Origin of the sequence: Streptomyces geranii (assembly GCF_002954775.1) — a bacterium.
Lineage (GTDB): Bacteria > Actinomycetota > Actinomycetes > Streptomycetales > Streptomycetaceae > Streptomyces > Streptomyces geranii.
The window spans coordinates 300,372-313,324 of record NZ_PJME01000006.1 but is presented as its reverse complement, the minus strand read 5'-3'; the positions used below and the strand labels follow the sequence as shown (position 1 = coordinate 313,324).

General features: G+C 71.5%; 13 protein-coding genes. 8 read left to right on the top strand and 5 right to left on the bottom strand.

Annotated elements, in window-relative coordinates; genetic code table 11:
- Positions 1–62 precede the first annotated feature (62 nt).
- The 3 genes from CW359_RS12025 to CW359_RS12015 form a co-directional block, all read right to left on the bottom strand.
- Positions 63–2,069, bottom strand: coding sequence for an FtsX-like permease family protein (locus tag CW359_RS12025; RefSeq protein WP_105969854.1), 2,007 nt, complete (start codon positions 2,067–2,069; stop codon positions 63–65).
- 128 nt (positions 2,070–2,197) lie between these two features.
- Positions 2,198–2,884, bottom strand: coding sequence for an ABC transporter ATP-binding protein (locus tag CW359_RS12020; RefSeq protein ID WP_105969853.1), 687 nt, complete (start codon positions 2,882–2,884; stop codon positions 2,198–2,200).
- Positions 2,885–2,927: 43 nt separating this feature from the next.
- Positions 2,928–3,296: a DUF4333 domain-containing protein gene (locus CW359_RS12015; RefSeq protein ID WP_105969852.1), complete on the bottom strand. Its 369-nt coding sequence runs from the start codon at positions 3,294–3,296 to the stop codon at positions 2,928–2,930.
- A gap of 152 nt (positions 3,297–3,448) precedes the next feature.
- Here CW359_RS12015 and CW359_RS12010 point away from each other — a divergent pair, with 152 nt between their 5' ends.
- Positions 3,449–4,624, top strand: coding sequence for a sensor histidine kinase (locus CW359_RS12010; RefSeq protein ID WP_105969851.1), 1,176 nt, complete (start codon positions 3,449–3,451; stop codon positions 4,622–4,624).
- 254 nt (positions 4,625–4,878) lie between these two features.
- On the opposite strand, the gene CW359_RS47080 is transcribed toward CW359_RS12010, so the two are convergent.
- Positions 4,879–5,013, bottom strand: a complete 135-nt coding sequence (locus tag CW359_RS47080) for a hypothetical protein (RefSeq protein ID WP_269805586.1) — start codon at positions 5,011–5,013, stop codon at positions 4,879–4,881.
- A gap of 164 nt (positions 5,014–5,177) precedes the next feature.
- Between CW359_RS47080 and CW359_RS12005 the strand changes: the two genes are divergently transcribed.
- From CW359_RS12005 to CW359_RS11975, 7 genes are all read left to right on the top strand, one after another.
- Positions 5,178–5,822 (top strand): helix-turn-helix domain-containing protein, encoded by a 645-nt coding sequence (locus CW359_RS12005; protein WP_105969850.1) that lies wholly within the window; start codon positions 5,178–5,180, stop codon positions 5,820–5,822.
- Positions 5,823–5,874: 52 nt separating this feature from the next.
- The gene (locus tag CW359_RS12000; RefSeq protein ID WP_105969938.1) at positions 5,875–7,209 is read left to right on the top strand and encodes a M24 family metallopeptidase; all 1,335 of its coding nucleotides are present in this window, start codon (positions 5,875–5,877) and stop codon (positions 7,207–7,209) included.
- Entirely contained in the window at positions 7,209–8,189 is a 981-nt protein-coding gene (locus CW359_RS11995) for a thiamine pyrophosphate-dependent dehydrogenase E1 component subunit alpha (RefSeq protein ID WP_105969849.1), read from the top strand. The genes CW359_RS12000 and CW359_RS11995 overlap by 1 nt, the downstream gene beginning before the upstream one ends.
- Positions 8,177–9,190, top strand: coding sequence for an alpha-ketoacid dehydrogenase subunit beta (locus tag CW359_RS11990; RefSeq protein ID WP_105969848.1), 1,014 nt, complete (start codon positions 8,177–8,179; stop codon positions 9,188–9,190). The genes CW359_RS11995 and CW359_RS11990 overlap by 13 nt, the downstream gene beginning before the upstream one ends.
- A gap of 100 nt (positions 9,191–9,290) precedes the next feature.
- A complete protein-coding gene (locus CW359_RS11985) occupies positions 9,291–10,670 on the top strand; it encodes an amidohydrolase family protein (RefSeq protein WP_105969847.1) in 1,380 nt (459 codons plus the stop codon).
- A complete protein-coding gene (locus CW359_RS11980) occupies positions 10,667–11,590 on the top strand; it encodes a cupin domain-containing protein (protein WP_105969846.1) in 924 nt (307 codons plus the stop codon). The genes CW359_RS11985 and CW359_RS11980 overlap by 4 nt, the downstream gene beginning before the upstream one ends.
- On the top strand, positions 11,587–12,276 hold the full coding sequence (locus CW359_RS11975; protein WP_105969845.1) for an SDR family NAD(P)-dependent oxidoreductase: 690 nt from the start codon (positions 11,587–11,589) through the stop codon (positions 12,274–12,276). Before CW359_RS11980 ends, CW359_RS11975 begins: the two co-directional genes overlap by 4 nt.
- Before the next feature lie 91 nt (positions 12,277–12,367).
- Here the strand turns inward: CW359_RS11975 and CW359_RS11970 are convergent, their stop codons facing one another.
- A complete protein-coding gene (locus tag CW359_RS11970; protein ID WP_105969844.1) occupies positions 12,368–12,850 on the bottom strand; it encodes a Dps family protein in 483 nt (160 codons plus the stop codon).
- Positions 12,851–12,953 lie beyond the last annotated feature (103 nt).

Here is a 12,953-nt window from a genome sequence, read left to right as displayed (position 1 = left end):
GGGGTGAGAGGGGACAGGGACGGTGTGCGCGGGGGAGGCGGAGGGCGCGGTCCCTCGCCGGTTCAGTCCGCCGTCTGGGCCGGGTCCTGCGTGACCGCCCGCAGCAGCGGCCTGCTCGCTCCGATCGCCGCGAACATGGCCAGCGCGCCCAGGCTCACGCACACCGCCAGGGTCACCGCGCCGGAGGTGCTTATCGTGCTGCCGAACAGCTTGTTGACCTGGAAGGCGGCGTACACACCGGCCGTCGTGGTGCCGCCCGCGAGGACGACCAGCGGGAGGACCGTCTCGCGGAACCTCGCCCGGTCCAGGAGCTTCAGCGGGGTGCCGGCCAGCCGCAGCAGGGCGTAGACACGGCGCCGGTCGAGGACGTTCGCAGCGGCGGTCAGTCCGGCGGAGGCCGTGGCGACGAGGAAGCTGACCGCGAGGGCGGCGGTGCCCAGTTCGCCCAGCCGGCCGGTGAATGCCTGGTTCTCCGCGTTGACGTACTCCTGGGTGTACGGGAGCTGACCCGGAACCAGGTTCGACAGGGTGGTGGCCGCGGTGTCGAGTTGCCCCGCACCGCCGGAGACGTGGACGACGACGCCGGTCGTGCTGCCGAGTATCTCGTCGGCGCCGTCGCTCGCGGTGACGGTCGCCCGCACCCCGGCCGCCCGGAGGAGCGTGCGGGCCTCGGTGGCGGCGGTACGGGCCGTGGCGGTGCTCGTGGTGGCGACGGCGACCTGGTCAGGGAAGCGGTAGTCGTCGATGCCGACATTGCCCACCGTGAAGAACCCGGCCACGAACCCGGCGAGGACCAGGCCGCTGACGGTGCGCCAGGAGCCGCGCGGGTCGTCGCTGAGCCGGCGTGCCGCCAGCAGGGTCGCCGGACGGCGGGCGAAGCGGGCCGTGATCCGGCCGAGCCGGTCCACCACCCAGGGGCCGAGCAGCCAGAAGGTGCCGTAGAACATGAGCAGCATCGCCAGTTGCTGACGGGAGCTGCTGCCGCCCGACGAGGCCGACAGGTAGATGTAGAGCACGACCGCCACGAAGAGGACCAGCCGGATCAGGTTGGTGCGGCGCGGGTCCGCCTGCTGGGCCACACCCAGCGGAGAGGTCGCCACCTGGCGCAGCGTCAGCATGGCGCTCACCGCGATGAGTCCGGCCACGAACGCCACGATCCCCAGCAGCCAGGGCAGCCCCACCCACAACTGGCCCGTGTACCAGGTGCCGATGCCGAACGGGATCTCCGCGAGCGCGGGCAGCAGCAGGACGTAGGCCAGCGCGCCGGTGACGGCTCCGGCCGCGCCGACGGCCGCCGACTCCAGGCCGGTCATCGCGAGGATCTGGCGCGGGGTCGCCCCGGCCAGCCGCAGCGCCGCGAGCCGCTGTTCACGCCGGGCCGCGCCGAGCCGTCCCGCCGCAGCCGCCAGCACGATCACGGGGACGGCGACGATCGCCACCCCGATCGACACGGCGGGCTTGTCGGACGAGGTGAACACGCTGACCTCGGTGCCGTCGAAGCCGGACACCACCGCGCGTGCGGTCTGCCCGCCGAACTGGCCGAACATGCCGAGCGGTTCGGCCGCGGCGGAGACCGCGGGGTCGGACGCCGCCCGCCCGACGACGGCCACCAGCTCCTGGGGCGCCGCCAGCCCGGCGGCGCCGATGGTGCCGTACGAGGCGACCTTCGGGAAGCGGTCCGCGAGTTGCTTCGCCGGGGTGCTGTGCAGCAGGTCGGCGAGGGCGGGCGAGACGTACACCTGCCCCGGTTCCGGGAACTTCTTCAGTCCCGGGGGCGCCGGAGTCGCCGCGCGGCCGGGCAACTGGGCCAGCGACACGACGGTGATGGGCCGGTCGCCGAGGTAGGTCGTGCCGAGGGTCTGTACGGCGGTGCCGTGCCGGTCGGGGGCCGGGGTGCGCCAGGCCGTGGCCTGGGAGCGGGCGTCGCTGCCGAAGTAGGCCGCCGTCAGCACGAGCAGGATCAACGCGCCGACGGCCGCGGCACCGGCCGCGAGCAACTGGCTGTGCAGTCCCCGACGACCGGAACGGCGCGCGAGGAACCACGTCAACTGGGGGACTGGCGAGGACATGTGGGCTCCGGGATCGGGAGGGGTTCTGGACGCAGGCGGGATGGCGGGCGCGCGGAGGTGGGCTGCGGGCTCAGGGCGTCGCTGAGGTGGGCTCCGGGGCCAGGGCGTCGGCGAGGCGCGCCCCGGGTTCAGGGTGTGACGGTGTACTGCTGGTGGCCCGAGATGCGGCCGTCGCGGACCTGGAGGACGCGGTCGCAGTGGGCGGCGACGTCCGGGTCGTGTGTGACCATCACCAGGGAGGCGCCCTGCTCGCGGGTGACCGAGGTCAGCAGCCGGATGACCTCCTCGCTGGTGACCTGGTCCAGCGCGCCGGTCGGTTCGTCGGCGAAGACCACGTCCGGCTGGACGACCAGGGCACGGGCTATCGCGACACGCTGGGCCTGGCCGCCGGACAGCTGACCGGGGCGGCGCTTCTCCAGACCGTCGAGGCCGAGCGGGGCGAACCAGCGGCGGGCCAGGGAGACGGACCGGGCGCGGGGCATGCCGTCCAGCATCAGCGGCAGGGCGATGTTCTCCTCGGCGGGCAGTTCGGGCAGCAACTGGCCGAACTGGAAGACGAATCCGAACCGCTTGCGGCGCAGTTCGCTCAGCCGGTTCTCGCCCAGACTGTCGATGCGCTCGCCCTGCAGCAGTACCTCACCGCCGTCCGGGCGGACGACTCCGGCCAGGGTGTGCAGGAGGGTCGACTTCCCGGACCCCGAGGGACCCATGATCGCCAGCGACTCCCGGACGCCGACCGCCACGTCGACGCCGTGCAGCGCGGTGGTGGAGCCGTACTTCTTGGTGAGGCCGCGACCGGCCAGGACCGTACTCATGTTCTTTTCCCCTACTCCTTCGCCTGCGTCTTCTCGCCGTCGCTCAGCGCTCGAACTTCCAGGTCACCGAGGTGGCCGTCGCCTTGACCACCGTCACGGGTATCTCGATGTCCTTGCCCTTGCCGCTGTGTCCCGTGCACGTGATGCGTGCGCCGGCCACCGCCTTGAGGCCGGTCGGGCAGGAGACGCCGGACACCTTCGTGCCCACCCAGGGGAGCGGGTGGAACTTGCTCTGGGCGCGGCCCGCGACGATCTCTCCGGACAGGGCCGGGTGACCGTCCACCTGCACCGTCGTGAACTTGTCCAGCGAGGTCGTCGACTCGGTGCCGGCGAGCAGATAGGTTCCGACGCCTGCGAGGGCGACAGCGGCGGTCGCACCGCCGATCACGCTGATGAGGGCCTTGCGTTGCATCTCGTACTCCTGAAGTGGTGCCGGTCGGGTTCTGGCTCCACTCTGTCCGGCGGGCAGGGGCCCGCGCCTCGGCCGTCCGGCCATGCTTCACGGACCGCTCCTCGACCATTCGGCCGATCCGGTCGTCGCCGTCGGCGCATACCGTGAATCGCATGAAATCGGAATCGCCCCGCGGCTGCACCCGGGGTTTCGTCGTCACGCTCCTGGTCCTGGCCGGGTTGCTCGACGTCCTCAACGCGGACGAGGGCGGTTATGCGGTCTGGCCGCACCTGGTCGTCCTCGGACTGGGGTACGCCGCCCTGCTGTGGCCGGTCCCGCGCCGCCCCGACTGGCTGACCCCACAGCTGCGCACGGGCGCACCTGCCGTCGCCTCGCTGCTGTTCACCGCGGGTTCGGTGCTGCTGGGCCAGGAGGCCCCGTTCGGCTTCGGCGAGACGGCGATCCTGCTGTGCCTGCTGTTCGTCGCGGTACGGCACTGTCCCCAGCCGTGGGCCGTCGTCTGCGGGCTGCTGAACGGCACCGCGGTGCTGGTCTCGCCCGCCCGCTTCTATCAGCACGACATGTCCAGCCTCATGGGCTTCATGCTGCTGGCGCTCATCCTGACCGGCTTCGTCGGCGGCATGGCCGCGTTCCTGCGCTCGCAGGACTACCGGCGGGCCGTGGCGGTCAGCGAGACCCGGCGGTCGGAACGGGTGGCGATCGCCGCCGATCTGCACGACTTCGTCGCCCACCACGTCACCGGCATCCTCGTCCAGACCCAGATGGCCCGCATGATGGCGACCACCCAGCCGGAGAACCTCGACACCGTCCTGGCGGGTATAGAACGCTCGGCCACGGAGGCCCTGGCCTCGATGCGCCGTACGGTCGGCGTGCTGCGTGACACCGGTCCCGAGGCGGTCGACCGCAGACCCGTCGGCGACCTGGTCGGCATCGCGGAGCTGGCGGACGGCTTCGCGAGCCCGGCCCAGCACGTCACCCTGGACCGTGACCCCGCCGTACCGGCCGATCTTCCGCACGAGGTGCAGGCCGCCGCGTTCCGGGTGGTGCAGGAGGCGCTGACGAACGTACGACGGCACGCGGCCGACGCCACCGAGGTCACCGTCCGGCTCCGCCACGACGGCCACCGACTGGAGGTCGGCGTGACCGACGACGGCCGGGGCGGCACCCAGCTCCCGGCCGCAGCACACGGCGGCGGCTTCGGCCTGGTCGGCCTGAAGGAGCGGGTGACCGCACTGGGCGGCGAGCTGTGGGCGGGGCCGAGGGGCGAGGTGGGGTGGGAGGTGCGGGCGGTGTTTCCGGCAGACGGTGCTGACGGTCGGGCGATATGACCGACCGGTGCCGGTGCGGGGATTGGTGGCGAGGAAGTGCGTCGGTCGCGTCGGGCAGTGCATGCAGCGGCAGGAGGTGCAGAAAGGTGCAGTGGGCCGTGGGGAGCGATGCGCAGCAGGTCGGCGTCACGGACCGGCGTGAGCAGGGCGGCGATGTCCCGGTCGAGTGCGTCGCGCACGACCGCCCGGCCGGTTGCGGCGGATCGGCGGATACGGCGCCAGTAGGCGGGCACACCGTTGAACCGCCGTGGCCGTCACGGGGCGAGGTCCGGACCGCGTGCCGACAGTTCCAGGAACCGCCGGGCCGAAGCCCGCGCCGCCCCGCGCGAAGCCGGCAAGTCGTCGGCGCCCAGGGCGTGGATTCCGGCCCCGGCGGGAAGCTGCGCCACGGCAGCACCACGTGCGTCCGTCTCCACCGGCAAGTCCGGGCGCCCTCAATGGAAGGCACACGCAACGGCCGCAGACGATCCGCTACGACTCGGCCACTCTGGCGTCCAAGGGCGGCCCAGCTGTTCAATGGAGCTGCACAGTCCCATCCCGAGAGGAGCCGCCCGTGTCACCCGCCGCCGTGCCGCCCGTAGGGGCGCGGATCCGGCAGGCACGCCTCGAACGGGGGGTGAGTCTGCGTGGGCTCGCGCGTGAGGTCGGGGTCTCCGCCAGTCTCGTCTCCCAGATCGAGACCGGCAAGAGCCAGCCGTCCGTCAGCACGCTGTACGCGATCACCACCGCCCTCGGCATCTCCGTCGAGTCCCTCTTCGACGCGTCGGCGGACACCGTGCGGGAGTCCCCGCTGGTCGCCGGAGCCACGGTCGTGCACGCCCTCGCCGCCTTCGCCGCCGACCCGGGCCGACGTATCGGTCCGCTGGTGGGAGCGGGTGGGCGGGAGAAGATCGAGCTGGACTCGGGAGTGGTGTGGGAGCGGCTCGGGCATGTCCCGGGTACGGATGTCGACTTCCTGCTGGTGACCTACCGGCCCGGTGGCTCGTCGTCGAGCAGCGACGGGCTGATGCGGCACGCGGGGACCGAGTACGGCTATCTGACCTCGGGCGAGCTGGTCCTCACCCTCGGTTTCGACGAGCACACCCTGCGTCCCGGCGACGCCGTGTGCTTCGAGTCGACGACCCCGCACCGCTACCGCAACGACAGCGCCGAGCCGGCCGTCGGGGTGTGGTTCGTCCACAGCGAGAGTGTTCAGTAGAGGTTGACAGTCGGGCTGTGGAGTCGTTCACTCCAAAGTGGGGGTGGTCGCCATGGCGATCCGCACTTTCGGACCCAATGCCGTCGACTGGGAACAGCGCGTCGACCTGGACAGGCTGCGCAGGGAGCGGCTGACCAGGCTCAACCAGGCCCTGAACCGATCCGAGCTGGGCGCGGTCCTCAGTTTCGACTTCGCCAACATCCGCTACATGACGTCCACCCACATCGGCACCTGGGCCATGGACAAGCTGATCCGCTTCGCGCTGCTGGTGCGCGGCGGCGAACCGATCCTCTGGGACTTCGGCTCCGCCGCCCGCCATCACCAGCTCTACAACCCGTGGCTCGACTACAGCGACGGCAAGGACGGCCCGCCCACCGGCGCCCGCGCCGGGATCTCCACGCTCCGTGGCGCCTTCCACCCGGACGCGGGCATCGCCGAGGACGTGGCCCGCAAGATCGCCACCGAACTGCGCGCCCACGGCCTGGCGGACGAACCCCTCGGCGTCGACCTCGCCGAGATGCCGATCCTGATGGCCCTGCGCGCCGAGGGCATCGACGTCGTCGACGGCCAGCAGGTCTTCCTCCAGGCCCGCCGTACCAAGACCCCGGACGAGATCTCCCTGCTCACCCAGGCCTGCTCGATGGTCGACGCGGCCTATGAGGAGCTGTACGGGTATCTCCGGCCCGGCGTCCGCGAGAACGAGTGCGTCGGACTCGTCAGCAAGGTCCTGTACGACCTCGGCAGCGAGTACGTCGAGGGCGTCAACGCCATCTCCGGGGAACGCTGTTCGCCCCACCCGCACGTCTACAGCGACCGCCTGATCCGCCCCGGCGACCCCGCCTTCTTCGACATCCTGCACAGCCACCTCGGCTACCGCACCTGCTACTACCGCACGTTCGCCGTCGGTAGCGCCTCCGGCGCCCAGCGCGACGCGTATGTCCGCTGCCGGGAGTACATGGACGAGGCCATTTCCCTGGTCAGGCCGGGCGCGACCACCGCCGACATCGTCCAGGTGTGGCCGCGCGCCGAGGAGTTCGGCTTCCCGGACGAGACGGCCGCCTTCGCGCTCCAGTACGGCCACGGGGTCGGCCTGTCCATCTGGGAGAAGCCCATCTTCAGCCGCCTCGTCTCCCTCGACCATCCCGAAGTCCTCGAAGAGGGCATGGTGTTCGCCCTGGAGACCTACTGGCCGGCCGCCGACGGCTGGACGGCGGCCCGCATCGAGGAGGAGATCGTCGTCACCGCCGACGGCTGCGAGGTCATCACCAAGTTCCCGGCCGAGGAACTCCTGGTGGCGGGCCGCAAGTACTGGACGGTCGGCGGCGAACTGAACACCCGCCGCGAATCCCAGTCCCACCTCAACACCCGGAAGAACGGGAGCGGTTGATGGTCACCGGTGACGAACTCCTTCTCCTCTACGAGCAGATGGCCGTCATCCGCCGTACGGAGAAGGCGGCCCACGACCTCTTCCTGTCCGGGCTGGTCAAGGGCACCACCCATCTCGCCGCCGGGCACGAGGCGATCGCCGTCGGTGCGAGCGCCGCCCTGCGCGCCGACGACTACGTCTTCGCCACCTACCGGGGCCACCACCATGCCCTCGCGCGCGGCGCCACCCCCGAGGAGTGCCTCGCCGAGCTGATGAGCCGGGCCACCGGGCTCTGCGGCGCCAAGGGCGGCTCCATGCACCTCACCAAGGCGTCCGCCGGGATGCTCGGTTCGTACGCCATCGTCGGCGCCCATCTCCCCATGGCCGTCGGCGCCGCCTGGTCGGCCCGGCTGCGGGGCACCGGCCAGGTGGCGGTCGCCTTCTTCGGGGACGGCGCGACCAACATCGGCGCCTTCCACGAGGCGCTCAACCTGGCCGCCGTATGGAAACTGCCCGTGCTGTTCGTCTGCGAGAACAACCTCTACATGGAGTACACGGCGATCGCCGACGTCACCGCGGTGGCCCGGCCGGCCGCCGACCGGGCCCCGGCGTACGGCATTCCTGGCGAGGTCGTCGACGGCAACGACGTGGTGCTCGTCCAGGAGGCGGTGGACCGGCTCGCCCGGCGGGCCCGGGCGGGAGACGGGCCCGCCCTTCTGGAGGCGTCGACCTACCGGCACTACGGGCACAGCCGCGCCGACCCGGCCGCCTACCGGCCCGCCGAGGAGGTCGAACGCTGGCTCAAGCACGACCCGTTGGACCTCGCACGCGGCCGGCTCGACGGGCTCGGTGTCTCGGCAGAGGCGATCGGCGCGGCCGACGAACGGGCAACCGCCGTCGTGCAGAAGGCTGTCGAGGCCGCGAAGGCGGCGCCCGCGCCCGATCCGGCCGAGGCGCTGACCGACGTATGGGCGGACGGAGGTGCGGCATGGCGGAACTGACGGCCACTCAGGAAGCCTTCGGGCAGCGGCAGATCACGTATCGCGAGGCCGTCGCCGAGGGCATCGCGCGGGAGATGAGGCGTGATCCGGCCGTGGTGTGCCTGGGGGAGGACATCGGGGCGGCCGGTGGGGTGTTCAAGACGACCGCCGGGCTGTTCGAGGAGTTCGGGCCGGGGCGGGTGTGGGACACGCCCATCTCCGAACAGGCCATCGTGGGCGCCGCGATGGGCGCCGCCATGACCGGGATGCGGCCCGTCGCCGAGATCATGTTCTCGGACTTCCTGGCCTGTTGCTGGGACTACCTCGCCAACGAGATACCGAAGGTACGGTATATGACGGGTGGTCAGGTGACCGTGCCGCTCGTCGTGCGCACCGCGAACGGCGGTGGGCTCGGCTTCGGGGCGCAGCACTCGCAGGCCACCGAGAACTGGGCGTTCACCGTGCCGGGGCTGAAGATCGCGGCGCCGTCGACCCCCGCAGACGTCGTCGGCATGATGGCGTCCGCCATCCGCAGCGACGACCCCGTGGTCTTCTTCGAGCACAAGGGGCTCTTCGCGAGCAAGGGCCCGCCCGCGCCGCCGGACCATGTGGTGGAGCTGGGGAAGGCGGCCGTCGTCCGCGAGGGCGCCGACATCACGCTCGTGGCCCTCGCCTCGATGGTCCCGGTCGCGCTCGCCGCCGCCGAACGGCTGGCCGCGGAGGGCATCGACGCGGAGGTCGTCGACCTGCGCTGCCTGATACCGCTGGACGTCTCCACCGTGCTCGCCTCGCTGGCGAAGACCTCGCGGCTTACGATCGTGGAGGAGAACCCCTACCAGGGCGGATGGGGCGCGACCCTCGTGTCCGTCGTCGCCGACGAGGGGTTCGGACTGCTCGACGCGCCGGTTCGGCGGGTCGCGGGGGAGTGCGTCCCGCTGCCGTTCGCCGACGCGCTGGAGGAGCGGGTCATCCCCACGGTGGACAAGGTCATGACGGCTGTCCGCACCCTCACCGCCTACTAGCACCCGCCTACCGACACCTGCCCGCCGGCGCCCGCCCGCTGAGGCCCGCCTACCGAACACCTGCCGAGATCCGTACCAACTCTCCATGGGAGGAAGGGCGATGACCGATCGTCTGCTTCTGCGCTCCGGCCATGTGATCTCCATGGACCCCGACATCGGCGAACTGCCCCAGGGCGACGTCCTGATCGAGGACGGGAAGATCGTCGCCGTCCAGCGCGAGATCGGCGCCGACGCCGAGGTGCTCGACATGACGGGCCGCATCGTGATCCCCGGCTTCGTCGACACCCACCGCCACACCTGGGAGGCGCCGATCCGCGGCTGCGCCCCCGACGCCACCCTCGACGACTACTTCGTGGACGTCCTCGACACCTTCGCCCCCCTCTACACCCCCGACGACGTGTACGCGGGAAACCTCGCGGGCGCCCTGGAGTGCCTCAACGCGGGCATCACCACCCTCGTCGACTGGTCCCACATCAACAACACCCCCGAGCACCCGGACGCCGCCGTGAAGGCCCTCGCGGAGACGGGAATCCGCGCCCAGTACGCCTACGGCAGCGCCAACACCTCCCTCTCCGACTACTGGTTCGAGAGCAAGATCGCGATACCGGGCGACGACGTACGCCGTATCCGCTCGGCCCATTTCGCCTCCGACAGCGGCCTGTTGACGATGGCGCTGGCCACCCGGGGCCCCGGCTTCTGCATCAACGACGTCGTCACCGCCGAATGGGCCCTCGCCCGCGAACTCGACATCCCGATCACCGTGCACGTCGCCATGGGCCGGCTCGCGGGCCGCTTCGGCATGGTGAAACAGCTCCACGAACTGGGCCTGCTGGGCGCCGACACCACCTACATCCACTGCTGTTACCTCAGCGAGGAGGAGTGGCGGATGGTCGCCGACAGCGGCGGTACGGTGTCGATCGCGCCACAGGTCGAGACGCAGATGGGGCACGGCTGGCCGCCCGTGATGAAGGCGATCGAGCACGGACTGCGGCCCTCGCTCAGCATCGACGTCGTCACCACCGTGCCCGGCGACATGTTCACCCAGATCCGCGCGGCCTTCGGCGCCGAACGCGCCCGCGTGAACGCCGCCTCCTGGGAGGCCGATGTCCCCGTCCCCGCAACGATGCTGACGGCACGTCAGATGCTGGAGCTGGCCACGCTCAACGGCGCCCATGTCGCGGGCCTCGAAGACCGCACCGGCTCCCTCACCCCCGGCAAACGCGCCGACGTCGTCGCACTCGACGCCACCGCCCTCAACATGGCGCCCGTGCACGACGCCACCGCCGCGGTCACCCTCTCGGCGGACGTCTCCAACGTCGAGACGGTGATCGTCGACGGCGTCGTCCGCAAGCGCGACGGAAAGCTGCTCGCCGACACCGCACGGGCCCGGCGGCTCGTCGAGGAGTCCCGCGACCGGCTGCTGGCGGCGAAGGCCGAACACGCGGCGAAGGCGGCGAAGGAGGCGGGCAACCAGGCATGACGGACTTCGCGGTGCGGTACGCGGCGGACGCGCCGCAACTCCCGTACGACAGCGGCGGGTTCCGGCGCCGTGCGGTCATCGGCGAGGCGGACGGGAGCGTCCACACCGGCTTCGGGCTGTGCGAACTCCGACCGGACGGAGCGGTGGGCGCCCATGTGCACTCGTACGAAGAGAGCTTCCACGTGCTCGACGGGAGTGTGGTCCTCGATGTGCCCGAGGGCTCGTATCTGCTGGAGGAGGGCGACTACGGCCTCCTCCCGACCGGTGTGCCGCATGCCTGGCGCGGGGGCAACTCCGTTGGTGCGGGCGGGCGTTGGGCCGACATGCTCGCGCCCGTGCCGCGCGCCCGCTACGGGTACGACACCTGGGCCGTGCCCGCGCTGCCCGAGCGCGAGCCCGTCCGGATCGACGTACGCGATCCGCGCACCCGGTCGTTCGGGCACTTCGAGCCCGCCCAGATGGACCCCGGCAAGCAGTCCCAGGATCTCCTGGCCGTGTCGGCCAGCATGCGCACGGCGCTGCTCGTCTACAGCGGGATCACCGTGAAGATGATGGTCGACAGCGACCTGGGCGCCGTCGCCTCGACGATGTTCATGGTGCAGTACGCGCCCGACGGCGTCGCCGGGACGCACGACCACCCCTTCGAGGAGACCTACCTGATCCTCCAAGGGGTGGTCGACGCCACCTTCGACGGCGAGCGCCACCGCCTCGGCCCCGGCGACGCCGCCTGGGCGGGCGCCGGTTGTGTGCACGGCTTCACCAACGCCGGTGACGGGCCGGTCCGTTGGCTGGAGACCCAGGCCCCGCAGCCACCGCCGCGCCACTCCTACCGGTTCACCCGAGACTGGGACCATCTGCGGGGCGTGCTGGGGGACTTGGGCAATTCGGGCGACTTGGGTGATGGGGAGGGACGGGCATGAGCAGTGTGGTCGTGATCGGCGGTACGTCCGGAATCGGCCGGGAGTTCGCCCGCACCCGCGTCGAACTCGGCGACGAGGTCGTCCTCACCGGCCGGGACGCCCGGCGTGCCGACACGGTGGCCAAGGAGATCGGCGCCCGGGGTCTCGCGCTCGACCTCGCACGGCCCCGGGACATCGCCGACGCCCTCGCCGACGTCGGACAGGTCGACCATCTCGTCCTCGCGGGCGTCTCGCGCGACGAGAACCGGGTCACCGCCTACGACATCGACGCGGCCCTCCATCTCGTCACCCTCAAACTCGTCGGCTACACCGAGGTCGTGCACACCCTGCGCCCCCGGCTCCACGACGCCAGCGCCATCGTGCTGTTCGGCGGCCAGGCCAAGGAACGGCCCTACCCGGGGGCGACGACCGTGGCGACCGTCAACGCCGGGGTGACCGGCCTCGTCCGCACCCTCGCGGTCGAACTCGCGCCGGTCCGGGTCAACGCCGTACACCCGGGCGTGGTCGGCGACAGCCCGTACTGGCGGGACAAGCCGGCCGAGGTGCTGGAGGGGCTGCGCGCCCGCACTCCCGCGGGCCAACTCACCACGATGGCCGACGTGGTGGACGCCGTGGACTTCCTGCTGCGCAACCGGTCCGTCAACGCGGTCGACCTCAGTGTGGACGGGGGCTGGCTGCTGGGGTGAGAAGGACCCGAGCCCAGGTGTTGGCAGCCCAAGTCCTGGGTGGGCAAGGGCAGATCCTCGGTGCGCAAGAGCAAGTCCTGGTGGAGTGCGGTCAGTTGGTGCGCTGGGCGTTCTCCGCCTCGAACATCCACCGCTGCTTCTCCAGTTCGGCCGTGATGCCGATCAGCAGATCCTGGGTCACCGGGTCGGCCTTCTCGGTCGCCCCGATGCGCTCGCGCAGCCGGCCGATCGCCGTCCCCAGGGCGTCGACAAGGAGTTGTACGACCTCCGTGTCCTGCAGCCAGCCCTCCTTCGGGTCCTGGAAGGGGAGGGACGAGGCGATGGTGTCGGGGCGGCCGTCGGGCGGCACACCGAGTGCCGCCGCGCGCTCCGCGACCGTGTCGGAGAAGCCGCGCGCGGCCGTCACCACCTCGTCGAGCTGCAGATGGATCGAACGGAACCGCGGCCCCACGATGTTCCAGTGGGCCTGCTTCCCGATCAGCGACAGCGCCAGCAGATCCACCAGCGTCCCCTGCAGGGCGTCACCGGTCACCCGGCGCTCCGCCTCGGGCAGGCTGCTCTTCACCACAGTCATGGGGTTCTCCTCCTCGCTCGTGATTCCTCGCTCGTGATGCGGCGGCCCGGCTTTCCGGCGCCGGACCCCCGTGAGGACGCGGGTTCCCAGGACGGATGGGCGG

Coding starts and splice junctions, on each gene's coding strand:
- CW359_RS12025 (WP_105969854.1), bottom strand. CDS start 2,069: ATGTCCTCGCCAGTCCCCCAGTTGACGTGGTTCCTCGCGCGCCGTTCC.
- CW359_RS12020 (WP_105969853.1), bottom strand. CDS start 2,884: ATGAGTACGGTCCTGGCCGGTCGCGGCCTCACCAAGAAGTACGGCTCC.
- CW359_RS12015 (WP_105969852.1), bottom strand. CDS start 3,296: ATGCAACGCAAGGCCCTCATCAGCGTGATCGGCGGTGCGACCGCCGCT.
- CW359_RS12010 (WP_105969851.1), top strand. CDS start 3,449: ATGAAATCGGAATCGCCCCGCGGCTGCACCCGGGGTTTCGTCGTCACG.
- CW359_RS12000 (WP_105969938.1), top strand. CDS start 5,875: ATGGCGATCCGCACTTTCGGACCCAATGCCGTCGACTGGGAACAGCGC.
- CW359_RS11995 (WP_105969849.1), top strand. CDS start 7,209: ATGGTCACCGGTGACGAACTCCTTCTCCTCTACGAGCAGATGGCCGTC.
- CW359_RS11990 (WP_105969848.1), top strand. CDS start 8,177: ATGGCGGAACTGACGGCCACTCAGGAAGCCTTCGGGCAGCGGCAGATC.
- CW359_RS11985 (WP_105969847.1), top strand. CDS start 9,291: ATGACCGATCGTCTGCTTCTGCGCTCCGGCCATGTGATCTCCATGGAC.
- CW359_RS11980 (WP_105969846.1), top strand. CDS start 10,667: ATGACGGACTTCGCGGTGCGGTACGCGGCGGACGCGCCGCAACTCCCG.
- CW359_RS11975 (WP_105969845.1), top strand. CDS start 11,587: ATGAGCAGTGTGGTCGTGATCGGCGGTACGTCCGGAATCGGCCGGGAG.
- CW359_RS11970 (WP_105969844.1), bottom strand. CDS start 12,850: ATGACTGTGGTGAAGAGCAGCCTGCCCGAGGCGGAGCGCCGGGTGACC.